We start from the raw sequence: 24,379 nt of genomic DNA, 5'->3' as shown, positions 1-24,379 counted from the left end.
TTCTCCCGGCACCCTCCCCCGGTGCATTCCCCGTTTCCTACGCCCGCCCGCCCCCGGGGTCCTGCTCCGGCGCCTCCAGCACGGCGAAGACGGCGCCCTGGTCGTCGACCGCGATGGCCATCCGGCCGTAGGGGATGTCGAAGGGCGGGTGCGTGACCCGCCCGCCGAGCCGCTGGACCTCGGCCGCGGTCCGGTCGCAGTCCTCGACGGCGAAGTACGAGAGGAAGTGCGGCGGCAGCTCGGCGGGGAACGCCCCGGAGATGACGGACCGCCCGCCGATCATGACGCTCTCGTCGCCCGGCTCGCTGCCCTCGGGCGCCCAGGCACGGTAGTCCGCCCCGGTCTCCTCGGTGAGGTCGGTGCCCCGGAAGCCGAAGACCGACTCGTAGAAGGCGTCGACCCGCTCCTTGTCCGCCTCGCGCACCAGGACCTCGGTCCAACAGAAGGAGCCCGGCTCGGCGGTCTTCTCGAAGCCCGGGTGGGTGCCCGCCTGCCAGACGCCGAAGACCGCGCCGCCCGGGTCGGCGATCTGCGCCATGGTGCCGAACGGGCCGACCGGCATGGCGTCCATGACGACCTGTCCGCCCGCCTTCTTCGCCCGGGAGACGAGGGCGGCGGCGTCCGGGGTGGCGAAGTAGACGCCCCAGGCGGTGGGCATCCGGCCGTCGGACTTGGGGGCCAGGGCGGCCACGTTCCTCCGCTCCTCGCCCTCGCCGGAGTACGCCTGCGTGTAGTAGCCGTACTCCTTGCCGGCCGGATCGTCGAAGGTCCAGCCGAACAGTTCGCCGTAGAAGCGCTTGCCCGCGGCGACATCGGGGAGCGTCGCGTCGATCCAGCAGGGCACGCCTTCTGCGAATGCGGTCATGGACCGATCCTTCCCGCTCACGGAGATCCCCGCCCGGGGATATCCACCGATGTTGTCCACAGGCTGTTGATAACACTATTGGGGGATGCCGTGGAGCGCCCTCCCACATACCGCCATCCGGTACGAACACCCCAGGAGTGGCCCACAACCCCACGCACCACTCACAACCGGCCGGACACATGGCCAACTCTGGCCGGAAACCCATTTGCACTCGCCGAATCGCGCTCCGATCACCCCTCGGTAAGCTGACGGCATGACAGGACAAGTACGCACCGTCGACGGCCGCGTGGCCGGTCGACGCGGTCAGGCGACGCGGCAGAAGCTGCTCGACTGCCTCAGCGAAATGCTCAGCTCGTCCCCTTACCGGGACGTCAAAGTCATCGATGTGGCACGAAAGGCCGGGACTTCGCCCGCGACCTTCTACCAGTACTTCCCCGACGTCGAGGGCGCCGTCCTCGAAATCGCGGAGGAAATGGCAAAGGAGGGGGCCGGGTTGACCGAACTGGTCTCCGGCCGCTCCTGGGTCGGCAAGGCGGGCTGGCAGACCGCCGAGGATCTGGTCGACGGATTCCTCGACTTCTGGCGCAAGAACGACGCGATCCTGCGGGTCGTGGACCTCGGCGCCGCGGAGGGCGACAAGCGGTTCTACAAGATCCGCATGAAGATCCTGAACTCCGTCACCAACTCCCTTACGGACTCGGTGAAGGAACTCCAGGCCAAGGGCAAGGTCGACAAGGACATCAGCCCGGCGGCGATGGCCGGTTCCCTGGTCGCGATGCTCGCGGCCGTGGCCTCGCACCAGAAGGGCTTCACCACCTGGGGCGTCAAGCAGGCGGAACTGCGGCCGAACCTGGCGCAGTTGGTGCATCTCGGAATTACGGGCAAGAAGCCCACGAAGTAGGCACCGTACGCAAGTACGCGCAGGTACACGAAGGCACCCGTACCGGACGAACCCCACCAAGTCCTGTCACCCGATGGCGGATCACGCATGTGGTCCGCCATCGGCGTACCCGGACCCGCCGCCCTCAGCGCCGCTCGATCCTGAACAGCCGGATCTCCCGCTCGATGCGCTGCTGGTACGTGGCGTACGGCGGCCAGAAGCCGAGCACCGCGCGCCATGCCCGCGCCCGCTCCTCCCCCGCGAGCAGCCGGGCCCGCACCGGGATGTCCCGGCCCTGCCAGTTGATGTCGGCGTCGGGGTGGGCGAGCAGGTTCCCGGTCCAGGCGGGGTGGCCGGGGCGGCCGAAGTTGGACCCGATCAGGATCCAGGTCCCCGCTTCCGGTTCCGGCATGCAGGCCAGCGGGGTCGCCCTCGGCAGCCCGGTCCTCGCACCGCGCGCCGTGAGGATGACACCGGGCAGCATGCGCGCGCTGAGCAGCACCTTTCCCTTGGTGAGCCGGTGCACGGCGCGGTCCATCGCGGGGATGACGTGCGGTGCGACCCGTGCGAAGGCCCGCGTCGAGGACACCTTCCGGATCAGCTTCACACCGGCGCTCGCGCCGGTCGCCGTGGCCATCAGACGGCCTCCGCCCTCGTGCCGTGGCCGCCGTCCGGGCCGCCTGGCCCGTCGCCCTCCCGCGACCGCGGCGGGCCGAAGATGCCCGCCCGGTCCGCGGCATGTCCGCGCAGCCGGTGCACCGGGCCGAACAGCAGCTCGTCGGCCGCCGCCCGCTTGAAGTACAGATGCGCGTCGTGCTCCCAGGTGACACCGATCCCGCCGTGCAGCTGGATCGCCTCCGAAGCCGCGGCCCGCAGCGCCTGAAGGCCCTGCGCGAGGGCCAGCGGGCCGCCGCCCGCCGGGTCCCAGGCCGCGTAGCAGGCGGCCGAGCGGGCCGCCGCGACCTGCACGTACACATCGGCGAGCCGGTGCTTCACCGCCTGGAAGGAGCCGATCGCCCGCCCGAACTGCTCGCGCGCCTTCACGTACTCCACGGTCCGCTCCAGGGCCCGGTCCGCGGCCCCGACCGCCTCGGCGGCGAGCACCGCGGCGGCACCCCGGCCGGTCTCGGCCAGCGCCCGCGCCACCGCCTGCTCCGCGTCCTCGTCGCCGAGCAACTCGGCCTCCACGTCGCGGAACTGGAGGACCGCCTGCGGACGGGTCTCGTCCAGCGACACCTGCCGCACCCGGGCGAGCCCGGCCGCGTCCGCCGCGCGCACCACGAACAGGAGGGTGCGGCTGCGCGCGAAGCCGCCGGTGTGCGCGGCGACCACCAGCAGAGCGGCGCCGTGCCCGTCGAGCACCTGATCGGCCTGCCCGTACAGCGCCCAGCCCTGCGCGGTGTGCCGCGCCTGCACGCCGCCGGAGCGTCCGCCGCCGGCCCACTCGTGGGCGGTGTTGTCGCCGGTCAGCCCGAGTGCGAGGGACAGTGCGCCGCCGGGGACGGCGAGCGTCGCCGAGGTGCGGCCCGCGGCGATGCCGGGCAGCAGGGCGGCGCGCTGGGCCTCGGTGCCCAGCGCCCCGATCAGCGGTGCGGCGAGCACCGAGGTGGCGAACAGCGGGGAGGGCAGCAGCGCCCGACCGGTCTCCTCGCAGGCCAGGACCAGGTCGGCCCAGTCGGCGCCCGCTCCCCCGTGTTCGGCGGGCAGCGCGAGCCCCGGCAGTCCCAGTTCCTCGGCGAGCTGCCGCCAGAGCTCGCGGTCGTACCCCTCGGCGGTCGCTGCGGCGGACTTCACGTCGTCCGGGCCGCAGCGCTTGGTGAGCAGTTCGTGCAGGGTGCGGCGGATCTCGTCCTGTTCCGCGGTGAAGGCGGCGTCCATCTCGTGTGCTCCTCCCCTGATCTGACGGTGCGTCATGTTAGGGCCGGACCCCCTCAATGCCCATAGCCGCGTGCGTACTTGCCCACCGATGGCCGGTCCCTCACCGAGCCGGATCCGGCCGCCATATCTGATGTACCGTCAGATTCATGACTGCTTCCCCGCACACGCCGCGCGACTCCCGCCAGGACCGGAAGGGCGGCCGACGCCGCAGGGTCGCCGTCGCGGGGGTGGCCCTCGCCGACTGCGGCCGGGTCGACGAGGCGACCCCGTACGCCCTGCACGCCCAGGCCGCCCGCCGCGCACTCGCCGACTCCGGCCTGGACCGCTCCGCCATCGACGGCTTCGCCTCGGCCGGACTCGGCACGCTCGCCCCGGTCGAGGTCGCCGAGTACCTCGGACTCAGGCCCCGCTGGGTGGACTCCACCTCGGTCGGCGGCGCCACCTGGGAGGTGATGGCCGCCCACGCGGCGGACGCCATCGCCGCGGGTCACGCCAACGCGGTGCTGCTGGTGTACGGGTCGACGGCGCGCGCGGACATCAAGGCGGGCCGCCGGACCTCGAACCTCTCCTTCGGCTCGCGCGGCCCGCTCCAGTTCGAGGTGCCGTACGGGCACACGCTCGTCGCCAAGTACGCGATGGCCGCACGCCGGCACATGCACGAGTACGGCACGACCCTGGAGCAGCTCGCCTCGGTGGCCGTACAGGCGCGGGCGAACGCCGCGACCAATCCGGACGCGATGTTCCGCGACCCCATCACCGTGGACGACGTGCTCGACGGGCCGATGATCGCGGACCCCTTCACCAAGCTGCACTGCTGCATCCGCAGCGACGGCGGCTGCGCGGTGCTGCTGGTCGCCGAGGAGTACGTACCGGACACGGCGAAGGCGCCCGTGTGGGTGCTGGGGTCGGGGGCCGCGGTGTCGCACACGACGATGTCGGAATGGGACGACTTCACCGTCTCCCCGGCGGCACGGAGCGGCCGGCTCGCCTTCGCCGAGGCCGGGTTGACGCCCGCGGACGTGGATGTGGCCGAGATCTACGACGCGTTCACCTATATGACGCTGGTGACGCTGGAGGACCTGGGGTTCTGCGCGAAGGGTGAGGGCGGGGCGTTCGTGGAGAAGGGGCGGCTGCTGCGGGACGGCGAGCTGCCGGTGAACACGGACGGCGGCGGCCTGTCCGCCTGCCATCCCGGGATGCGCGGACTGTTCCTGCTGGTGGAGGCGGTACGGCAGCTGCGGGGTGAGGCGGGCGAGGGCCAGGTGCGCAAGGCGGGCGGGCGACTGCCGGAGGTGGCCGTCGCCTCGGGGACGGGCGGCTGGTTCTGCTCGGCGGGGACGGTGCTGCTGGGGCGGTGACGGGGGCGGGGGCGCGCGTTCCGGGGGGCTCCCACTCCGGAGTGGGAGCCCCCCGGAGAAACGGACGCACACCCCCCACCAATCGGAATCCCACCCTCCGAATAAATCTATACAGCCGTCATAGACAAGCGTCTTACACACTCGTACAGTCGAGTTGTCGGCCGGTGGAGCACATCCGCCCCGGCCGGACCGACCCGACCACGAGGAGCCCGACATGACGCGCACCAGGAAGCCCGCCCGCACCGTCCTCATCTCCGGCGCGAGCATCGCCGGCCCCGCCCTCGCCCTGTGGCTGCACCGGTACGGATTCGTGCCGACGGTCGTCGAGCGCGCCCCCGAACTCCGCTCCGGCGGCTACAAGGTGGACCTGCGCGGCACCGCCGTCGAGGTGTGCAAACGAATGGGCATCATGGACGAGGTCCGCGCCCGCTCCACGGACATGCGCACGGGGTCCTACGTGGACGCGGAGAACCGGGTGGTGGGCGAGATGCCGGCCGAGTTCTTCGGCGGGCGGGCCGGGGACGACGACGAGATCATGCGCGGCGACCTGGCCGCGATCCTCCACGAGCGGACCCGCGCGGACGTCGAGTACCTCTTCGGCGACTCGATCGCCTCCCTCGCCGAGGACGAGGACGGCGTCCTGGTCACCTTCGAGCACGCGCCGCCGCGCCGCTTCGACCTGGTCGTCGGCGCGGACGGCATGCACTCCCACACCCGCCGTCTGGTCTTCGGCGACGAGGCGCGGTTCGCCCGGCACCTCGGCGCCTACATCTCGATCTTCACCGCGCCCAACGACCTGGAACTGGACCGCCACGAGGCGTACCACGCGCTCCCGGGCAAGCTGGTGTGCGCGTACAGCTCGCGGGGCCAGACCACCGCGAAGAACATGTTCGTCTTCGCCTCGCCCGAGCTGGCGTACGACCACCGGGACACGGCGGCCCAGAAGCGGCTGCTGGCCGACGCCTTCGCCGGGGACCGGGGCTGGGAGATCCCCCGGCTGCTGACGAACGCCGAGTCGGCCGACGACTTCTACTTCGACTCGATCGGCGTGATCGAGACGGACCGCTGGTCCAGGGGCCGGGTGGTGCTGCTGGGGGACGCGGCGCACTGCGCGTCCCCGGCGTCCGGCCAGGGCACGGGTCTGGCCCTGCTCGGCGCGTACCACCTGGCGGGTGAACTCGCGGCGGCACAGGGCGACTTCGAGCCGGCCTTCGCCGCGTACGAACGCCACATGCGGCCGGGCGTCGAGCACTGCCAGCGGTTCGCGGAGAAGTTCGTCGGCGAGATGACGGTCGACCGGAAGTGGAAGATCCGGCTGCGGATGCTGATGATGCGGATGCTGCCGAAGATGCCCTGGCGCAACCTCGTCGCGAAGAAGATCACCCAGGACGTGCAGCGGATGGCGCACGCCGTACCGGTCAAGGAGTACGCGCGGGTGTCCGGCCTCCAGCGGGCCTGACCCCGAACGCCCCAGGGGCACAATCGGCCCATGACGACACACGACGAACCCGGCGCTACGGACGGCGGGCGAGGGGCCGGTGCTCCGGCCCCCGGGCCCGACGACACGGCCGCCCGCGAGTTCCGCGCCCTGCTGCACACGCTCCGGGTCTGGGACGGCGCGGCCCTCCCGGACTTCGACCCCGACACGGCGCCCGACGCGCCCCTGCCGCTGTTCCGCGCCTGGCTGCGCGAGGCGGCGGCGGCCGGCCAGGCGGAGCCGCACACCATGAGCCTGGCCACCGCCGACGGGGACGGCCGCCCCTCGGTCCGTACGGTCATGCTGCACGACGCCGACGAGAGCGGCTGGCACTTCGGCACCCACAGCACCAGCCGCAAGGGCCGCGAACTGGCCGCCCGGCCGGACGCGGCACTCGGTTTCTACTGGCCGGTCCAGGGCCGCCAGGTCCGCGTCGAGGGCCGGGTCGTCTCCGGCACCCCCGAGGAGAGCGCGGCCGACCTGCACGCCCGCTCCACCGGCGCCCTGGCCGCCGCCCTCACGGGCCGGATGAGCGAGGTGCTCGGCTCCCGCGAGGAACTGGCCGAAGCCTCCGAAGCCGCCTGGACCCGCGCCCAGGCCGACCCCGGGGCCCTCTCCCCGACCTGGACGCTCTACACGCTGGCCGCCACGCATGTCGAGTTCTTCCAGGGCGACCCCCGCCGCCAACACGTCCGCCTCCACTACCGCAGAACCACCACGGGCTGGACCCGCGAACTGCTGTGGCCTTGAGGGGGGATAAAGGGGGGTGGGTGGTACGGGCCGGGGCCTGGCGCCCGGGAGGACTTGGTGTTCCGGGGGGCTTGGCGTTCCGGGGAGGCTTGGCGTGCGGGCGGAAAACCCCTGCGGGTTCAGAAGGACGCGCACCATCATGGGCCCATGATCGACAAGTCGTACTGGACCGCCCTGCGGGAGCGGGACTTCGCCTTCCCCAGGGACACCGCGACCGCCGCGCTCGTCCACGCCCTGAAGGAAGCCCTGGCCTCCCCCGACCCCGAGCTCCGCGACGCGCTGGCCTACAGCGCCGCCGCCACCTGGATCGGGGCCGGGGAACTGGACTCCGCGTTGGAGGCACTGGGCGACGCGATGGCCGAGCGGCTCGCCACGCATCCCGAGGTGCAGGCCCGCACCTTCGCGCCGCTCGTGCTGGACTCGATACTCGAACGCACGACGGCCGCACCCCCCGGCCTCGTACGGCCTGCCGCCGTCGACCGCTGGTACCGGGCGTTCGCCGACTGGTACGCGGCCGAACGGGAGACGGAGGGCTGGAGCGACTCCCTCGGCTGGCTGCACGCGGTGGCGCACGGCGCGGACGCCGCCGCCGCGTTCGGCGGCCACCCGGACTGCTCCCCCGCGCGCCGCGAGGAACTGCTCGCGCTGTGCGCCCGCCGTATGACGGCGGACGACGACCGCTGCTCGTACGCACAGTCCGAGGACGCCCGGCTCGCCCGCGCGATCACCGTCGTGCTGCTGCGCCCCGGGCTCACCGCCGAAGCCGCGGTCTCGTGGCTCGACATCGTGGAAGGGGCGCTGGCCGCACCGCGTACGGGCAGGCCCGCGCAGCGGTACTTCAACACCCTCGCCACCCTCCAGAGCGTGCACCTGCACCTGGCCGTGGGCCTTGCCGGGGGCGGGCTGCCGCCGCACGCGGAACCGGTGCGCCTGCGGGTGCTGGAGGTGCTGCGCGGGCGGCTGGGGTGGCTGGGCCGAGGGGCCGCTACCGGGTGATGCGGAAGACCGGGACCGCGTACTGTGCGGGGCCCGGGTCGCACGGGCGGAAGGTCACTTCCAGTTCCGCGCCCACCTTCAGGTCTTCCTCCGCGCAGTCCACCAGCTCCGTCATCATCCGGGGCCCCTCGGCGAGGTCGACGACGGCGGCGACGTACGGGACGCGCTCCCCGAAGGGCGGCAGGTCGTTGCGGTGCACGACCGACCAGGTGTAGAGCGTGGCGCGTCCGCCCGCCCGTTCCCAGGCCACGTCCTCGCTCCAGCAGTACGGGCAGAACTCGCGCGGGTAGTGGTGTGCGCGCCCGCAGTCCGCGCAACGGCGGATCAGCAGCCGGCCCTCGGCCGCCGCCGTCCAGTAGGGGCGGGTGAAGGCGTCGATGTCGGGGGTGGCGGCGGTCGTCGCCGCCGTCCTGGGCGTGGTCATCAGAACAGTCCGATCGCGTGGTCGAGGGGCCAGGTCTGCCAGGGCATGGCGAGGAGGGCGACCAGGGAGATCGGCGCCATCATCGCGTTCTGCCCCTGCTCGGCCCAGTCGTGGATCATCAGGACGAGGTAGAGGAGGTTGAGGAAGAGCCCGCCGACGAGCGCGACCGGGGTGAGGAAGCCGAGCACCAGGCCGAGCCCGAGGGCGAGTTCGGCGTACACACGAGGTAGGCCATCGTTTTCGGCCGAGGTGCGACGACGCTCTCGAACCCCCTCCGCACCACGGGCCACTTGTGCTTGCCCGCGACGTCGGCGGCCCAGGCGATCCCCGTCCCGCGCTCGAACCAGCCCTTCTTGTCCTTGTGGCGCCAGCTCTCCAGCCACCACAGCCCCGGTCCGATACGCAGCACGGCCAGCCACTCCGCGCCGCCGAGCCAGATGGTCTGCACAGGGACGGCCCCCTCCACTCATTTCTGACGGTACGTCAGTTCAGCGGACGGGGCGGCAGGACGCAAGAGGGGTGCAGTGCCGACGAGTTCACCGGTACGGCCGGGACCCACTCGTCCGCGCGTTCGCCAACACACTCCTACGCCACCCTGCGTAATCAATTCGCAACCGATTCCACCCTTGACCGAGACCCATCAAGCGACGGCGCGGTTACGCTCACGACTCATGTCTCCCCTCTCCAACGATCCCGGCATCGCCACCACCAACGACCGCCCCGTGTACGTCGTCGGCGGCGGCCCCGGCGGGCTGGCCGCCGCCGCGGCACTGCGCGCGCGGGGCGTACGGGCCGTGGTCCTGGAGAAGTCCGACCGGGTCGGCGCCTCCTGGCGCAACCACTACGACCGGCTGCGGCTGCACACCACCCGCGCCCTGTCCGGGCTGCCGGGGCTGAAGATGCCGCGCTCCTTCGGCCGCTGGGTCTCGCGCGACAACGTGGTGCGCTACCTGGAGAAGTACGTCGAGCACCACGAGCTGGAGATCGTGACGGGCGTCGAGGTGTCCCGCATCGAACCGGCCGCGGACGGCGGCCCCGGCTGGACGCTGCACGCCACCGGCGGCCGGGTGCTGACCGGTTCGGCGGTGGTGGTGGCCACCGGCTTCAACCACACCCCCCGGCTGCCCGAGTGGCCGGGCGCCGACGCGTACCCGGGCACGCTGGTGCACGCGGCCTCGTACCGCAACGCCGAGCCGTACGCGGGCCGCGACGTGCTGGTGGTCGGCGTCGGCAACACCGGTGCGGAGATCGCGGTCGACCTGGTCGAGGGCGGCGCCTCCCGGGTGCGGCTGGCGGTGCGCACCGCGCCGTACATCCTGCGCCGGTCCACCGCGGGCTGGCCCTCGCAGCGCACCGGCATCCTGGTGAGACGGCTTCCGGTGGGGCTGGTGGACCGGGCCGGCGACGTGGTCTGCCGCGTCTCGGTCCCCGACCTCACCGAGCACGGCCTGCCCCGGCCCACCGCGGGCCTCTACTCGCGGGTGAAGCAGGGCGCCATCCCGGTGCAGGACGTGGGCCTGATCGCCGCGATCCAGGCGGGCCGGGTCGAACCGGTCGCCGCCCTGGAGTCCTTCGACCCGGAGTCGGGCGAGGCGGTGCTCGCGGACGGCACGCGGCTGGCCCCCGACGCGGTGGTCGCCGCGACCGGATACCGGCGCGCACTGGAGGACCTGGTCGGGCACCTGGACGTACTGGACGCCCGGGGCCGCCCGACCGTCCACGGCGCGGCCACCGCCCCGAAGGCCCCCGGCCTCCACTTCACCGGCTTCACCAACCCGATCTCCGGCATGTTCCGCGAGATGGCCATGGACGCGGACCGGATCGCGCGGGCGGTGTCCCGCGGCCTCGCGACGCGCTCCCGGGGCGGGTCCTAGCCCGTACGGCGGAGGCGCCCGGTACCCGTGAACGATGTCCGGGGAAACGGGCGCGGGCGAAGGTCGAGGTGAGGGTCACCGCGTGCACCACGGGTCACGCGGCCACTCACCCACCGGCCAACTCGCCTTCCGTACCGTCCGATCGGAGCCCCGCCGTGCCGAACCCCGCCGTGCCCAGCCCCGCCGTACCGAACCCTGCCGCGCCGAATCCCGCCGTGCGGAACCCTGATGCGGCGAACCCTGCCAGGCTGAGCCCCGCCGGGCCGAGCCCCGAAGTGCCGAGCCGCGCTCTTCTGAAGCGGGCCCTGCGCGTCACCGCCGTCGTGGGCCTGGTGGCCGCCGTCGCCGCGCCGGTCGCGGTGGCGGCCCCCGCGCCCGTACCGGAAGCGGGCCCCACGACGCCCCCGGCCGCAACCGCCGCACTCACCCCCGGCACCACTGGGACCTCTGGCACTGCTGGCACCACTGGGACCGCCGGCACCGCCGGCTCCCCTGCCCCGATCACCGCACCCGGCGCCCCCGGAACGGCCCGGGTCTCCGCCCTCAAGGGGGAGGCGAGGGTGGGTTACGAGGTCGGCGAGGACGAGGTACGGGTGTCCGTGAACGCCCGTTCCACCTACGGCCCCGGCAGCATCCCCACCCGCTCGTGGGGCACCTTCCGCATCTCCCACCGCCAGCAGGGCAAGCTCGCCTGGGGCGAGTTCGCGGTGGACTGCCTCACCACCGGCGGCCCCAACGCCACCGTGACCGGCCGCCTGGTCCGCACCAGCCCGGACCACCCGTGGACGAAGCTCCTGGAGCCGCACACCCGCATGGGCGTCAGCCTCTCCGTCCCCGCGCGGGGCACCTCGTACGTGGGCCTCTCGGGCGCCACGGCCAAGGGCAGTCCCCTGCTGACCCGTTGCATGGCCCCGGCCGCCGACATGCCGGTGATCGAGGGCGGCTACACCCTGCGGGACAGGAAGCAGTCCGCCCGCTGAGGGCCGACGGCCGGTGGGACAGACCGCTCCCGCCCCCTCCCACCTGCTGGGACGGACCGCCCGCTGTCCGGGACGCGCCGACCGCCTTGTGCGGGCGGCCTCGGCGCCTGGCGCACTCCGTCCTAGGCCGTCCGCCGCCTGAAGAGCGCTCCGGTCAGCAGCATCGCCACGGCCAGGATCCCTCCGCACCAGGCGAGCGCCACCCACGGTGTGCCGCCCGCCGGTTCTCCGAGCAGGAGTGCGCGGAGGGATTCGATCATCGGGGTCACCGGCTGCTCCTCGGCGAACCCGTGCAGCCAGACCGGCATCGTGGCCACCGGGACGAAGGCGCTCGACGGGTACGGCAGGAACATCATGAAGAACGTGTAGCCGTTGGCCGCCTCGGGCGTACGGGCGAGGAGGCCCGCCGCCGCCGAGAGCCACGACACCGCGACGATCCACGCGGCCAGCAGGGCGACCGCCGCGGCCCACCCGGCGGGGCCTGCCGAGGGACGGAACCCGATCGCCAGGGCCACCGCGAGAACGATCGCCGTGGCCAGCAGATTGCGGGCGACCGAGGCGGCCACGTGCCCGGCGAGCAGCGGGAGACCACCGATGTCCAAGGCACGGAAACGGTCGACGATCCCGGTCTTCATGTCCTCGGACACCGAGACCGCCGTGGACGCCGACCCGAAGCCCGCGCACAGGAGCAGCACTCCGGGCACGACGTAGGTGACGTACGTGGTGGACGTACCGGTGTCGATGGCGCCGCCGAAGAAGACCACGAAGGTCAGCATCAGCATCACCGGGAGGACGATCGAGGTGATGAGCGCGTCGACGTTGCGGCGCGAGATACGGATCGAACGCCCGGCCAGGACGCTCGCCCGGGTCAGCACGCCCAGCCGGACCGGGGCGCTCGCGCGCGTCGGGGTGCCCGTGCGGGTCAGGGCCTCAGACATGGGTGGTCTCCGTCGGTGGCGTCAGCGGGGACGCCGACTCGGTGAGCGCGAGGAAGACGTCGTCGAGGGTGGCGGTGTGCAGGGCGAACGAGGCGATGTCCGCACCGTCCGGGTCGAGGGCGTCGAGGAGGCTCCGGACGTGGGCGGCGGTGCCGTCCGTGGGGATGCCGACCAGGAGGGCGGCCGGGTCCTGGTGGGTGGCGATGCCCAGTGCGGCGACGCGGTCGTGGGCGGCCCTGCTGGCAAGGGTGAGGTCCAGCCGGTGCCCGCTGACGTGCGACTTGAGTTCGGCGGCGGTGCCTTCCGCGACGATTCGCCCGCCGTCGATGAGGGCGATCCGGTCGGCGAGGCGGTCCGCCTCCTCCAGGTACTGGGTGGTGAGGAACACGGTGGTGCCGCGCCCGCTCAACTCCCGGACCATCTGCCAGAGTTCCTGGCGGCTGCGCGGGTCGAGGCCGGTGGTCGGCTCGTCGAGGAAGAGCACCGACGGGTCGGTGACCAGGGAGGCCGCCAGGTCCAGGCGCCGGCGCATACCGCCGGAGTAGGTGCGCACGAGACGGTCGGCGGCGTCGGTGAGCGAGAAGCGGTCCAGGAGTTCACCGGCGCGGGCGCGGGCGGCGGCCCTGCCGAGCCCGGCCAGCCGGCCGGTCATCCGGAGGTTCTCGCGTCCGGTCTGCGCCTCGTCCACGGCGGCGAACTGCCCGGTGAGGCTGATCCGCCGACGGGCCGCGCGGCGTCCCTCGCGGGTGCCGACGTCGTGCCCGGCGACCCGGGCGGTACCGGAGTCGGCGGTGGTGAGGGTGGCGAGGATGCGGACGGTGGTGGTCTTGCCCGCACCGTTCGGCCCGAGGAGCGCGAACACCTGCCCGGCCGGAACCGCCAGACCGACGCCCCGCAGAACGGGTGTCGCCCCGTACGACTTGGTGAGCCCGGTGGCGAGGACGGTGACCCCGCGCTCGGCGGCCGTCGCGGACGAGGCGGACGAGGCGGAAGCGGAGTCGCGGACGGGGTCGGAGGTGGGGGCGGGTCCGGAGGTGGAGGCGGGGTTGGAGGCGGATGCCACACCAGGGGGCGGCGGAGACGACGGGGACGACGGGGTGGGCACGGCGAGCACGGTGACACCTTCCATCTATTGCGTAAGTCATACGCTTTACTGCGTAAGGGTTACGCATATCTAGGATGGCGGTCAAGGCCGAGGAGGAGGAGCCCCACCGTGAACGAGAGAGACACCGGGCTGCCCGCAAGCCTGGAATCCCTGTGGGGCCTGCGGGAACGCCCGACGAAGGGTCCGCGCCCCACCCTGTCCCTCGGCCGCATCGTGGACGCGGCGGTCGCCGTCGCCGCCGCCGAGGGCGTCGCCGCTGTCTCGATGGGGCGGATCGCGAAGCACCTGGGCTCCTCCCCGATGTCCCTCTACCGGTACGTCGCGGCCAAGGACGAGCTGTACCCGCTGATGGTGGAGTCGGTGACCCCCGAACCCCCGGCCCTCGACGCGGAGACCGACTGGCGGCAGGGGCTGATCCACTGGGCCTCCCGACTCCGGGACGTCTACCGCGAGAACCTCTGGGTGCTGCGCATCCCGGTCTCCGGACCCCCCGTCACCCCGCGCCAGGTCCAGTGGATGGAGCAGGCCCTGGGCGCCATGTCCGCCACCGGTCTCGACGAGGGGGAGAAACTCTCGGTGGTGACGCTCCTCGCCGGCTTCGTGCGGCACGAGACCACGCTGATCGCCGACCTGACCGAGACCTACCGCACCTCCGGAGTGACCGCCGAGGAATCCCTCGCCCGGTACGGCAAGCTGCTGCGCACCGTCACCGACCCGGAGCGCTTCCCCGCCGTGAGCCGACTGCTCGACTCCCGCGAACTGGAAGGGCCGGCGGACCCCGACTACGACTTCCGGTTCGGCCTCAACCGGATCCTCGACGGCGTCGAGGCCCTGATCACCCAGCGCCCCCGCCCCTGACCCCACCCGTTACCCGCCACCGCCCTCACCCCTGGCTCCGCACCCGCCCCGGACACCCCCCACGCAACTCCCGTGCGGGCACGGGTTGGCCGGCTCCGCCATGCGGGCATGAATAACGGAGCGACACCCCCGGAACGGACGGGCGAGTAACCCGCATCTTCCGCACTGTTCCTGACGGACCGTCAATTCAGTAATCTGACTATGCGTCAGTGATTTGACCGTCCCCCAACGGGCAGGAGCGGGCTCAGCGATGCTTGGATCAACGCACGGCACCCTCACCTCCGGTCTCCGCCATCGCGTGGTGGCCTGCGGCGACGAGTCCCGGTCGGCCGCCGTCCACGGCACGGCCCCACGGGCTACCCCCACCGCCGACGACCGGGACGTCAGCGGCCGGCCGCTGCACGCCCCCGTCCCCGACCTCGACCGCTTCTTCCGCCCGGAGTCCGTCGCGGTCGTCGGCGCCTCCGATGCCGAGGGGCGCCCCAACACCGGCATCACCCGCCAGCTCATCGCCTGGGCGGAGCGCGTCGGGGCCCGCCTGCACCCGGTGCATCCCACCCGCGACTCCGTGTTCGGTCTGCCCTGTGCTCCCTCCCTCGCCGACCTGCCCGAGCAGGTCGATCTCGCCGTACTCCTGGTCAAGGACCCCCTTCCGCTGGTCGAGGAACTCGTCGACGCCAAGGTCAGGTTCGCGGTCGCCTTCGCCTCCGGCTTCGCCGAGACCGGGGAGGAGGGCGCTCTCGCCCAGGCCCGGCTGGCCGCCGCCGTCTCGGCCACCGGGTCCGGGCTGCGTCTCCTCGGCCCGAACACCAACCTCAATGCCTTCGAGAACTTCCGCGACGACCTCGAAGGCCCCGCCATCGCGCTGATCACCCAGTCCGGCCACCAGGGGCGGCCCGTCTTCTCCCTTCAGCAGATCGGTGTGCGGCTCTCGCACTGGGCACCCACCGGCAACGAGGCGGACCTCGAAACCGCCGACTTCATCTCGTACTTCTCCTCACGTCCCGAGGTCGGCGCCATCGCCGCCTACATCGAGGGCCTCAAGGACGGCCGCTCCTTCCTCCTCGCCGCCGACCGGGCGGCCCGCAACAAGGTGCCCGTGGTCGCCGTCAAGGTCGGCCGCACCGAGACCGGGGCCCGGACCGCCGCCTCGCACACCGGGAAGCTGACCGGTGCCGACGACGTGGTGGACGCCGCGATGCGGCAGTTCGGGGTGATCCGGGTGAACGGACTGGACGAACTCCAGGACACCGCCGCCCTGCTGGCCCGCGCCCGCGCTCCGCTGGCCGACGGCGTCGCCGTGTATTCGATCTCGGGCGGCACGGGCGCGCACTTCGCGGACCTGGCGACGGCGGCGGGGCTCCGGCTGCCGACGCTGTCCGCCGCCAAGCAGGCGGAGCTGCACGAGTGGATACCGGAGTACCTGGGGGTCGCCAACCCCATCGACAACGGCGGCCACCCGGTCGGCGACTGGCGCGGCCGGAAGATCATCGACGCGATCCTCGCGGACCCGTCGGTCGGCGTGCTGATCTGCCCGATCACCGGCCCCTTCCCGCCCATGAGCGACAAGCTGGCCCGGGACCTGGCGGAGGCCGCCGAGGCCACCGACAAGCTGATCTGCGTGGTGTGGGGGTCGCCGGTGGGCACCGAGGCCGCCTACCGCGAGACCCTCCTCGGCTCGTCCCGGCTGGCCACCTTCCGCACCTTCGGCAACTGCATCACCGCCGTGCGCGCCTATCTGGAGCACCACCGGTTCACGGCCGGCTACCGCTCGCCGTTCGACGAGGCGCCGCGCACACCGTCCCCCTCGTTCCGCAAGGCGCAGGCACTGCTGCGCCCCGGCGAGCAGCTCAGCGAGCACGCGGCGAAGCAGCTGCTGCGGGCGTACGGCATTCGCGTACCGCGCGAGCAGTTGGTGACCAGCGCGGCGGCGGCGGTCCGCTCGGCGGCGCAGGTCGGCTACCCGGTCGTCATGAAGGCCTCCGGCCCGCAGCTCGCCCACAAGACCGAACTCGGCCTGGTCAAGGTCGGTCTGACCTCCGCGAGCCAGGTCCGCGACGCCTATCGCGAGCTGACCGACATCGCCGCCTACGAGGGCATCCCGCTCGACGGAATCCTGGTCTGCCAGATGGTGGAGCGGGGGGTGGAGATGGTCGTCGGGGTGGGCCACGACGCACTCTTCGGGCCGACGGTCACGGTCGGGCTCGGCGGGGTGCTCGTCGAGGTGCTCGGGGACGCGGCGGTGCGGGTCCCGCCGTTCGGCGAGCCGGACGCGCGCGCGATGCTCACCGAGCTGCGGGGCCATCCCCTGCTGGAGGGGGTCCGGGGGTCGCCCCCGGCAGACGTGGACGCGCTCGTCGAGGTCGTCCTGCGGATCCAGCGGATGGCGCTGGAACTCGGCGACACACTGGCCGAGCTGGACATCAACCCGCTGATGGTCCTGCCGCGCGGGCAGGGCGCGGTGGCGCTGGACGCGCTTGCCGTGTGCCGGTGACAGGGGGATCCCCGTCACCGGCACGCTCCACCCGCACGGCACGCCCGTACCCCCGCCCGCGTACACCGCACGCGCCTTCCCACGTGTCTTCGCACGCGCCTTCCCCTGGAGCCGTACACCCATGACTTCCTCCTCAGCACAACCGACGGGCCCGACCGGTCCGACGGACTCGGCCAACTCTCGGAACGCCACGGGAACGACGGACTCACCGAGTCCGACCGACCCGTCACTCTCCGTGCGTTCATTGATACTCCAGGCCACTGACAACGGGGTCTCCTGGATCACCCTCAACCGCCCCGAAGCCATGAACGCCATCACCGCTGACCAGCGAGAACGGATAATTTCGCTGCTTTCCGAGGCTTCCGCCGACCCCGAGATCCGGGCGGTCGTACTGACCGCCACGGGCAAGGGGTTCTGCGCCGGGGCGGACCTGCGGGGCGGCTCGGGCAGTGGCGGGAAGGGGTCGTCGGCCCCGGCCCGCGACCGGGTGCCCGGCGACGTGGCCCGGGTCATCCGGCTCGGCGCCCAGCGCCTGATCACCGCCGTCCTGGACTGCGAGAAGCCGGTGATCGCGGCGGTCAACGGGACCGCGGCCGGCATCGGCGCCCATCTCGCGCTCGCCTGCGATCTCGTCATCGCCGCCGAACAGGCCTCCTTCATCGAGGTGTTCGTGCGGCGCGGGCTGGTGCCGGACGGCGGCGGCGCCTATCTGCTGCCCCGGCTGGTCGGTCCGCAGCGGGCGAAGGAGCTGATGTTCTTCGGCGACGCGTTGCCGGCCGCCGACGCGGAGCGGCTCGGCCTGGTCAACCGGGTGGTACCGGCGGACGACCTGGAGAAGACGGCCCGCGCCTGGGCGGAACGCCTGGCCACCGGCCCCACCCGGGCCCTCGCCCTCACCAAACAGCTGGTCAACGCGTCCCTGGACGCGGACCGCGCGACGGCGCTGGCCGCGGAGGCCGCCGCCCAGGAGATCAACATGACGACCTCCGACGCCAACGAGGGCGTACGGAGCTTCGTGGAACGACGGACTCCGCGTTATCGGGGGCTCTGAGCCCCGTCATAGGGGGCTCGGAGACCCTCGTTGTCGGGGCGGCTCGGAGCAGCCTCCCCGTGGCCCCGGGCGGGCGCACACGGCGGACGCCCCGAGCGATCGGGGCGGCGCGGGCCCCTGACTCCGGTCACCCGCCGCGCTTCCGCAGGATCACCATCAGCCCGGCGTCCGGGTCCCCGAGCGAGGAGAAGAGTTCCGGCACCTGGGCCGTTCCCGTGATCTGCCAGACCACCGGTCCGGGACACCCCTCCAACTCGACCTCCACCCGGTCCCGTTGCGGACCGCGCGCGTCCGCCGCCGTGGTCTCCGGCCGGAACCTCCACGTACCCACCCCGTCGCAGTGCCGCACTCCCGACGCGTCCTGCTCACCCAGCGCACCCGCCCCACCGGACTCCCCCGGCCTACCGGACTCCCCCGACTCACCAGGCCTGTCCGCCCCGTCCGACCCGTACACCTCGTCCGCCCCGTACACCTCGTCGTACGGCATCCGTACGGCGGTCGCCCGTCCGTCCGCGCCGAGCCGCAGCAGCCCCGCGCCGCCCTGCTCGCCCCAGTCCCCGACGTACGCGGCCCGGTCGAGCCGCGGCGGTTCGTACGCGGGGCGGGTCGCCCCGTACGCCAGGAGCGGTACGCACACGCACGCGGTGACCGCGGCGACCCGGCCGACCAGCGCCTTCGCCGTCACCGGCCTGCGGCGGTCCCTGCGGCGGAAGTACCCGACCCCCAGCAGTGCCAGCCCCGCGGTGGCCGCGATCCATCCGGCGATCGGGAGGAGCGCGGCGGGCCGTTCGGGGTCCAGGTCGGCAGAGAGCGGCGCGAGGGGCACCGTCCCGAGGACGGGGAAGACGTGGCAGTTGAACGCCGCGTAGAGCAGCCCGAGCACGGCCAGCGGCGGCAGTGCCCACGCCCACAGCGGCCCGCCGAACCGTTTCACCGCGAGGCGGGCGCACGTCTCCACGGGCAGCACGAGCAGGCACGCGTGGAGCACCGCGAGAAAGGTGAACAGCACGAGGAGGACCAGGGGGCCCAGGGCGGCCGGGCCGCCGCCGACCGTCGGGTCGTAGCGGTCGTCACTCGCGTGCCGGACCGCTTCCACGGCCCCGTAGACGGCCGTCAGCCCCATGGTCACCACGGTGGCCGCCACGCAGCCGAGGGTGGTCCACGTGTCGCTCAGAACTCCGTCGTCCGTCCGCCCCATGGGGTGAAGATATGGCACCCCTCGCGTGAAGAACCGGCCGGGTGGGCAAGGACGTTCGGGGCCCGTCGCACGGCATCCGCCCTTCCCATCTGACGACTCGTCAGTTTCAATGGAGAGGTGATGGGACACGCCGGGATGGCCGCCACCGCCGTCCGATACCTCAGGTCCGTCGGTGCCGCCACGGTTGCCGAGCCGGTCGAGCCGCTGCCACGCCCCGATCTACGGGCCGTGGGGGCGGACGAGCGGCTTCCGCTCGATCCGGGCGAATTCCGGCGCGTGCTCGGGAACTTCGCGAGCGGGGTCACCGTTGTCACTTCACCGGGAACGTCGGGACCGGACGGTGAACCACCCGCCGGGTTCGCCTGCCAGTCCTTCGCTTCCCTGTCGCTGGACCCGCCACTGGTCGTCTTCATGGTGGCCCGTACGTCGACGACCTGGCCCCGCATCGCCCGCGCCGGGGTCTTCTGCGTCAACGTACTGGGTTCGCACCAGCGGGAGTTGTGCCTCGGCTTCGCCCGCAGCGGTGCGGACAAGTTCGCCGGCGTGGAGTACGACCCGGCGCCGGTGACCGGGTCGCCACGGTTGGCCGGGGTGCCCGCCTGGGTGGACTGCACCATCCAGACCGTGCACACCGGGGGCGACCACCTGATCGTGGTGGGTCGGGTGGAAGCGCTGGGAGCGGTGGACGCCGGCGCGACCGAGGCTGCGCCGCTGCTGTTCCACCGGGGCGCGTTCGGGGGCCTCGAAGGCTCCGGGGGCTCCGGGGGCTCCGGGGGCTCCGGGGGCTCCGGGGGCTCCGGGGGCTCCGGGGGCTCCGGGGAGTAAGCCCTAGGGAGCGCCCTCGGGGAGCGGCTACCAGGTGGTCTCGGCCGTCGTCTTTGCGCCGCCGAAGACCTTCACATGGCCGTGGTCGCCGTACTTGGCCCGGCGCCAGTCCGCGAAGGCCTTGGCCTGGGCGTCGCAGGTCTCCTGCTCGGGGCCGCAACCGGAGGCGATGCGGGCCTCCATGACCTTGCTCGTCTCCGGCAGCCGGATCTTCACCATCCGGATGCCCTCGATCAGGGCGTCGTCCGCCTTGGACGGGGTCTGCCGCACATGTGCGGTGAACTCGCCCTTCATGCCGTACCAGCGGTGCGCGCCGACCGTCGGTACGCCGTCGATCCGGGGCGGGCCCGACTGCGACCCGGTCCCCGCATCCGGCCCCCAGCACTCGCTCGGCCCTTCCGGGAGCCCGTCCCCGGAGGCGGCGGGGTCGGAGGTGAGGTCCTCGCCCGCGCCCCCGCCGTCCTCCGAGGTCAGGTCCTCCCCGGTGCCGCCGGTGTCGTCGGAGGTGAGGTCCTCACCGGCGTCCGCGCCGTCGTCCGAGGTGAGGTCCTCGCCCGTGCCGCCGATGTCGTCCGAGGTCAGGTCCTCCCCCGCGCCCCCGGTGTTGTCCGAGGTGAGGTCCTCGCCCGTGCCGCCGATGTCGTCCGAGGTGAGGTCCTCGCCCTCGCCCGGGGCACCGGCCGACGTGGTGTCCGGGGTGCTGCCGTCGGGGCAGACGATGCCGGTTGCCTTCGCATCGCCGGCCGTGCCCGCGCGTTCGGTGCCGCAGGCCGTCAGGGTCGTACCGCACAGGACGGCCACCAGCAGCGCTGTCGCGGCGGCTTTGGTGGGAGGGCGGCCGTGGGTTGCGTTCATGCTGGTTTCCCCCTGTTTCCCCTGGTCAGGGTTGCTATCCTGCCAGGTTTGCGGCCTTCTGGGGGGTCCTGCGGATGACCAGGGCCATCAGGGCCGCCGCCGCGCACAGCGCGCCGGAGGCGTACCAGACCACGTCGTACGAGCCGAAGAGGTCGCGGGCCACCCCGCCGAGGAAGGCGACGACCGCCGCGCCCACCTGGTGCGAGGCCAGCACCCAGCCGAAGACGATCGCACTGTCCTCGCCGAAGTACTCGCGGCACAGCGCGATGGTCGGCGGGACGGTGGCCACCCAGTCCAGGCCGTAGAAGACGATGAAGAAGATCATCGGTGGATGGACGGTGGGCGCGAGGAGCATGGGGAGGAAGAGGAGGGAGATGCCGCGCAGCGCGTAGTAGACGGCCAGCAGGCGGCGGGCCTCGAACCGGTCGGTGAACCAGCCCGAGGCGATGGTTCCGATCACGTCGAAGACGCCGATGACGGCCAGCAGTCCGGCCGCCGCCGTGACCGGCATGCCGTGGTCGTGCGAGGCGGGCACGAAGTGGGTCTTGACCAGGCCGTTCGTCGACGCACCGCAGATCGCGAAGGTACCGGCGAGCAGCCAGAAGGGGCCGGTACGGGCCGCCTTGAACAGGACGGTGACCGCACGCCGGGCCGCGCCCTGAATGGGTGCGGGCTTCGGAACGAAGGACGTGGCGCCGTACGGGGCCAGCCCCACGTCCGCCGGGTGGTCGCGCAGCAGCAGCCATACGAAGGGGACGACGGCGAGCGCGGCGAGGGCGACGGTGATCGCGGCGGGCCGCCACCCGTCGTGCTCGACCAGCCAGGACAGCAGCGGGAGGAAGACCAGCTGGCCGGAGGCTCCGGCGGCGGTGAGGATCCCGGTGACCAGGCCCCGGCGGGCCACGAACCAGCGGTTGGTGACCGTCGCGGCGAAGGCGAGCGCCATCGATCCGCTGCCGAGCCCCACCAGCACGCCCCAGAACAGGACCAGTTGCCAGGCAGCGGTCATCACCACGGTCAGCGCGGAGCCGACGGCTATCACCGTCAGCGCCGCCGCGACCACCTTCCGGATGCCGAACCGGTCCATCAGCGCGGCGGCGAACGGTGCGGTCAGCCCGTAGAGCGCGAGGTTCACGGACACCGCGAAGCCGATCGTGCCGCGCGACCAGTCGAACTCGTCGTGCAGCGGCTCGATCAGGAGCCCCGGCAGCGAGGCGAAGGCCGCGGCGCCGATGATCGTCACGAAGGCGACCACCGCCACGAACCAGGCCCGGTGGACCCGCGGCCGGGGCACCGCCCCACCCTGCTCCACGGGCCCTCCGGCGGCCACCGGTCCTTCTTCGACCGGCGGAGCGTCAACGGCGGCATCCACCTCCGCCCCAGGAGCGGCTCCCGCCCCGGGTATCGCATCGGAAACGGGGACGGCGTCCGGCACGGGCGGTACGTCCTGAACGGGCTGCGCGGGAGGCGTTGTCTGCGTCACGTCCCCCAGCATCCGCATCACGATCACCCCGAACGAGTGGCCCGAAGGACAGCATTCGCTACGATCGGGCCATGACCTCAGACCGCCGCGCCGACGGCCGGACCAACCGCCGGACCGACCCCCGCGCCGACCGCCAGGCCGACCCCCGTGCCGACCGCCGAGCGGACCTCGCCACCGGCGACGCCAAGGACAGCGGCGCGAGCTCCCCGCAGCGCCCCCGTCCGCTGCACCGCATCGCCGTCCTCGCCCTTCCCGAGGTCATCCCCTTCGAGCTCGGCATCCCGCACCGCATCTTCGGCCGCGCCTACGGCCCCGACGGCGCGCCCCTCTACGAGGTCGTCACCTTCGGCACCACGCCGGGCCAACTCATGCCCACCCAGGCCGACTTCTCCCTGTACGTCGAGCACGGCCCGGAGATCCTCGCCACCGCCGACACGGTGATGGTCCCGGCCGCGTACGAGCCGTCGTCGCTCTTCGAGGACGGTGTGCTCCCGGACGAGATCGCCGACGTGTTCCGCCACGTACGCCCCGGCACCCGCATGGCCTCCATCTGCACCGGTGGTTTCGTCCTCGCGGCGGCCGGCTACCTCGAAGGCCGCCCGGCCACCACCCACTGGCACTGGGCGAACCGCTTCCAGCGCCTCTTCCCGTCCGTCCGGGTCGATCCCGAGGTGCTGTACGTCGACGACGGCGACGTCCTCACCTCGGCGGGCGTCGCCGCGGGCATCGACCTGTGCGTGCACATGGTGCGCCGGGACTTCGGGGCCGCAGTCGCCAACGACGTGGCGCGGCGCAGCGTCGTACCGCCGCACCGGGACGGCGGGCAGTCGCAGTACATCCAGCGCCCGGTGCCGGAACCGCAGTTGGCGACCACGACGACTGCCCGCGCCTGGGCGCTGGGCCACCTCCACGAGCCGATCCAGCTCCGCGACATGGCCGAGCAGGAGTCCATGTCGGTACGGACCTTCACCCGGCGGTTCCGCGAGGAGGCGGGCGTGAGTCCCGGTCAGTGGCTGACCCAGCAGCGGGTCGAACGGGCCCGCCATCTGCTGGAGTCGAGCGACCTGTCCATCGACCAGGTCGCCCACGAGTCCGGTTTCGGCACCGCGCAGTCGATGCGCCAGCACCTACAGGCCGCGCTCGGCGTCCCGCCCACCGTCTACCGCCGCACCTTCCGCACGAACCTCACCGACCCCGGCAGCACCGGCGCCCAGAGCACCGGCAACACCACCGGAACCACCGGAACCACCGACGCCACTGCCACCACTGCCACCGCCCCTAGTTGACCTCCGCCGCTCCCCCACCGCCGACACCAGCGTGAGGACGAGGCACAGTCCCGCACCCGTCAGGATCGCGGTCGACGGTGCCGCGACGCTCTGCACCGCGCCCGCCAGCACCGCGCTCGTGGCGTAGCCCGCGCCGACGGCCGCGTACATCATCGAGTAACCGGCGGCGAAGGCGCTCGTGGGCAGGGCGTTGCGGAGCGAGAGGCTGCGGGCGATCTGGACGCAGGACTGGAGCAGCCCGGCCAGCACCAGACCCGCCGCGATCCAGCCGAGGCCCGGGGCCAGCGCGCTCGCGCCCACCACCAGCGCCACCCACACCAGCACCACCAGGGACTGCCGCTCGGGGCTGCCGGGCCAGGTGCGCAGCCCGTACAGGTACGCGCCGATCGCCCCGGCCAGCGAGTACCCGGCGAGCACCGGGCCCGCCCAGCCGATGGCCACGCCGCGCTGTTCCAGGAGTGCGGGGAGCACGAGTTCCGCGAGGGCGAGCAGGGAGAGGCCGGCGGCGCCCGTCACGTACAGCGGCCAGGCGGAGGCGAGCGTACGGGCCATGGACACCCCCTGCCGGTCCTTCTCGTCGGCGGGCCACCCGGCCGGCAGCCCCCACAGCCCGGCCACCGCGACGGCCATGAGCACGGCGGCCAGGTACATCGGCACGACGGGGTCCACGCCGATCGCCAGGGCGGTGGCGACAGCGGGCGAGGCGGCCCACACCCCGTAGTTGAGGATCGCGTCCGCGCTGAACGCCTGCGCCACCGCCGACTCCTCCACGAGTGAGGTCAGCAGGGCGCGCAGCCCGCCGGG

21 protein-coding genes and 1 pseudogene are annotated in these 24,379 nt (G+C 72.9%); 12 read left to right on the top strand and 10 right to left on the bottom strand.

All coding sequences use genetic code 11. The features are described from left to right. Window positions 1-37: 37 nt before the first annotated feature. Window positions 38-865: a VOC family protein gene (locus tag ACFYVL_RS10830; protein ID WP_389242996.1), complete on the bottom strand. Its 828-nt coding sequence runs from the start codon at window positions 863-865 to the stop codon at window positions 38-40. 253 nt (window positions 866-1,118) lie between these two features. On the opposite strand from ACFYVL_RS10830, the gene ACFYVL_RS10825 reads away from it, so the two are divergent. Beyond that, window positions 1,119-1,766 carry a TetR family transcriptional regulator gene (locus ACFYVL_RS10825; RefSeq protein WP_389242993.1) on the top strand — a complete coding sequence of 216 codons (648 nt, stop codon included), beginning with the start codon at window positions 1,119-1,121 and terminating at the stop codon, window positions 1,764-1,766. A 124-nt stretch (window positions 1,767-1,890) separates the two neighbouring features. Here the strand turns inward: ACFYVL_RS10825 and ACFYVL_RS10820 are convergent, their stop codons facing one another. Beyond that, complete coding sequence (locus tag ACFYVL_RS10820; RefSeq protein WP_389242991.1) at window positions 1,891-2,382, bottom strand: nitroreductase family deazaflavin-dependent oxidoreductase; 492 nt, start codon at window positions 2,380-2,382, stop codon at window positions 1,891-1,893. Continuing rightward, window positions 2,382-3,623, bottom strand: coding sequence for an acyl-CoA dehydrogenase family protein (locus tag ACFYVL_RS10815; protein ID WP_389242989.1), 1,242 nt, complete (start codon window positions 3,621-3,623; stop codon window positions 2,382-2,384). The genes ACFYVL_RS10820 and ACFYVL_RS10815 overlap by 1 nt, the downstream gene beginning before the upstream one ends. A gap of 146 nt (window positions 3,624-3,769) precedes the next feature. Between ACFYVL_RS10815 and ACFYVL_RS10810 the strand changes: the two genes are divergently transcribed. The 4 genes from ACFYVL_RS10810 to ACFYVL_RS10795 all read left to right on the top strand — a co-directional run bounded on the left by ACFYVL_RS10810 (window position 3,770) and on the right by ACFYVL_RS10795 (window position 8,204). Next, a complete protein-coding gene (locus tag ACFYVL_RS10810) occupies window positions 3,770-4,981 on the top strand; it encodes an acetyl-CoA acetyltransferase (protein WP_389242987.1) in 1,212 nt (403 codons plus the stop codon). Between the two features lie 214 nt (window positions 4,982-5,195). Next, on the top strand, window positions 5,196-6,440 hold the full coding sequence (locus ACFYVL_RS10805; protein ID WP_389242985.1) for an FAD-dependent monooxygenase: 1,245 nt from the start codon (window positions 5,196-5,198) through the stop codon (window positions 6,438-6,440). Between the two features lie 30 nt (window positions 6,441-6,470). After that, entirely contained in the window at window positions 6,471-7,208 is a 738-nt protein-coding gene (locus tag ACFYVL_RS10800; RefSeq protein WP_389242983.1) for a pyridoxal 5'-phosphate synthase, read from the top strand. Window positions 7,209-7,355: 147 nt separating this feature from the next. Beyond that, entirely contained in the window at window positions 7,356-8,204 is an 849-nt protein-coding gene (locus ACFYVL_RS10795) for a DUF2785 domain-containing protein (RefSeq protein WP_389242982.1), read from the top strand. Here ACFYVL_RS10795 and ACFYVL_RS10790 read toward each other — a convergent pair. Together ACFYVL_RS10790 and ACFYVL_RS10785 are read right to left on the bottom strand one after the other, a co-directional pair. Then, the gene (locus tag ACFYVL_RS10790) at window positions 8,194-8,628 is read right to left on the bottom strand and encodes a Zn-ribbon domain-containing OB-fold protein (RefSeq protein ID WP_389242980.1); all 435 of its coding nucleotides are present in this window, start codon (window positions 8,626-8,628) and stop codon (window positions 8,194-8,196) included. The two genes, ACFYVL_RS10795 and ACFYVL_RS10790, sit on opposite strands and share 11 nt — an antisense overlap. Then, window positions 8,628-9,076, bottom strand: a pseudogene (locus tag ACFYVL_RS10785) (DoxX family membrane protein). The gene ACFYVL_RS10790 and the pseudogene ACFYVL_RS10785 overlap by 1 nt, the downstream one beginning before the upstream one ends. 223 nt (window positions 9,077-9,299) lie before the next feature. Here ACFYVL_RS10785 and ACFYVL_RS10780 point away from each other — a divergent pair. Continuing rightward, on the top strand, window positions 9,300-10,502 hold the full coding sequence (locus ACFYVL_RS10780) for a flavin-containing monooxygenase (protein ID WP_389242978.1): 1,203 nt from the start codon (window positions 9,300-9,302) through the stop codon (window positions 10,500-10,502). Between the two features lie 215 nt (window positions 10,503-10,717). After that, complete coding sequence (locus ACFYVL_RS10775; RefSeq protein ID WP_389242976.1) at window positions 10,718-11,482, top strand: hypothetical protein; 765 nt, start codon at window positions 10,718-10,720, stop codon at window positions 11,480-11,482. A gap of 122 nt (window positions 11,483-11,604) precedes the next feature. Here the strand turns inward: ACFYVL_RS10775 and ACFYVL_RS10770 are convergent, their stop codons facing one another. Together ACFYVL_RS10770 and ACFYVL_RS10765 are read right to left on the bottom strand one after the other, a co-directional pair. Then, the gene (locus ACFYVL_RS10770; protein ID WP_389243425.1) at window positions 11,605-12,354 is read right to left on the bottom strand and encodes an ABC transporter permease; all 750 of its coding nucleotides are present in this window, start codon (window positions 12,352-12,354) and stop codon (window positions 11,605-11,607) included. Window positions 12,355-12,412: 58 nt separating this feature from the next. Beyond that, complete coding sequence (locus tag ACFYVL_RS10765) at window positions 12,413-13,549, bottom strand: ATP-binding cassette domain-containing protein (protein ID WP_389242975.1); 1,137 nt, start codon at window positions 13,547-13,549, stop codon at window positions 12,413-12,415. A gap of 84 nt (window positions 13,550-13,633) precedes the next feature. On the opposite strand from ACFYVL_RS10765, the gene ACFYVL_RS10760 reads away from it, so the two are divergent. From ACFYVL_RS10760 to ACFYVL_RS10750, 3 genes are all read left to right on the top strand, one after another. After that, on the top strand, window positions 13,634-14,383 hold the full coding sequence (locus tag ACFYVL_RS10760; RefSeq protein WP_389242973.1) for a TetR/AcrR family transcriptional regulator C-terminal domain-containing protein: 750 nt from the start codon (window positions 13,634-13,636) through the stop codon (window positions 14,381-14,383). A 250-nt stretch (window positions 14,384-14,633) separates the two neighbouring features. Continuing rightward, entirely contained in the window at window positions 14,634-16,877 is a 2,244-nt protein-coding gene (locus tag ACFYVL_RS10755) for an acetate--CoA ligase family protein (protein ID WP_389242971.1), read from the top strand. Between the two features lie 244 nt (window positions 16,878-17,121). Next, window positions 17,122-17,928, top strand: coding sequence for an enoyl-CoA hydratase/isomerase family protein (locus tag ACFYVL_RS10750; RefSeq protein ID WP_389243423.1), 807 nt, complete (start codon window positions 17,122-17,124; stop codon window positions 17,926-17,928). A 127-nt stretch (window positions 17,929-18,055) separates the two neighbouring features. Here ACFYVL_RS10750 and ACFYVL_RS10745 read toward each other — a convergent pair whose 3' ends face one another. Further along, window positions 18,056-19,126 carry a hypothetical protein gene (locus tag ACFYVL_RS10745; protein ID WP_389242969.1) on the bottom strand — a complete coding sequence of 357 codons (1,071 nt, stop codon included), beginning with the start codon at window positions 19,124-19,126 and terminating at the stop codon, window positions 18,056-18,058. A gap of 120 nt (window positions 19,127-19,246) precedes the next feature. Between ACFYVL_RS10745 and ACFYVL_RS10740 the strand changes: the two genes are divergently transcribed. Further along, window positions 19,247-19,951, top strand: a complete 705-nt coding sequence (locus ACFYVL_RS10740) for a flavin reductase family protein (RefSeq protein ID WP_389242967.1) — start codon at window positions 19,247-19,249, stop codon at window positions 19,949-19,951. Between the two features lie 27 nt (window positions 19,952-19,978). On the opposite strand, the gene ACFYVL_RS10735 is transcribed toward ACFYVL_RS10740, so the two are convergent. Both ACFYVL_RS10735 and ACFYVL_RS10730 read right to left on the bottom strand, forming a co-directional pair. After that, a complete protein-coding gene (locus ACFYVL_RS10735) occupies window positions 19,979-20,806 on the bottom strand; it encodes a hypothetical protein (RefSeq protein WP_389242965.1) in 828 nt (275 codons plus the stop codon). A gap of 34 nt (window positions 20,807-20,840) precedes the next feature. Next, window positions 20,841-22,301: an MFS transporter gene (locus tag ACFYVL_RS10730; protein ID WP_389242963.1), complete on the bottom strand. Its 1,461-nt coding sequence runs from the start codon at window positions 22,299-22,301 to the stop codon at window positions 20,841-20,843. Window positions 22,302-22,360: 59 nt separating this feature from the next. On the opposite strand from ACFYVL_RS10730, the gene ACFYVL_RS10725 reads away from it, so the two are divergent. After that, entirely contained in the window at window positions 22,361-23,575 is a 1,215-nt protein-coding gene (locus ACFYVL_RS10725) for a GlxA family transcriptional regulator (protein ID WP_389242961.1), read from the top strand. Window positions 23,576-24,379 lie beyond the last annotated feature (804 nt).

The sequence above is a fragment of the Streptomyces sp. NPDC004111 genome (assembly GCF_042874215.1).
Taxonomy (GTDB): domain Bacteria; phylum Actinomycetota; class Actinomycetes; order Streptomycetales; family Streptomycetaceae; genus Streptomyces.
Note: the sequence above shows the minus strand (reverse complement) of the source record. Positions and strands in the feature narration are given on the sequence as shown.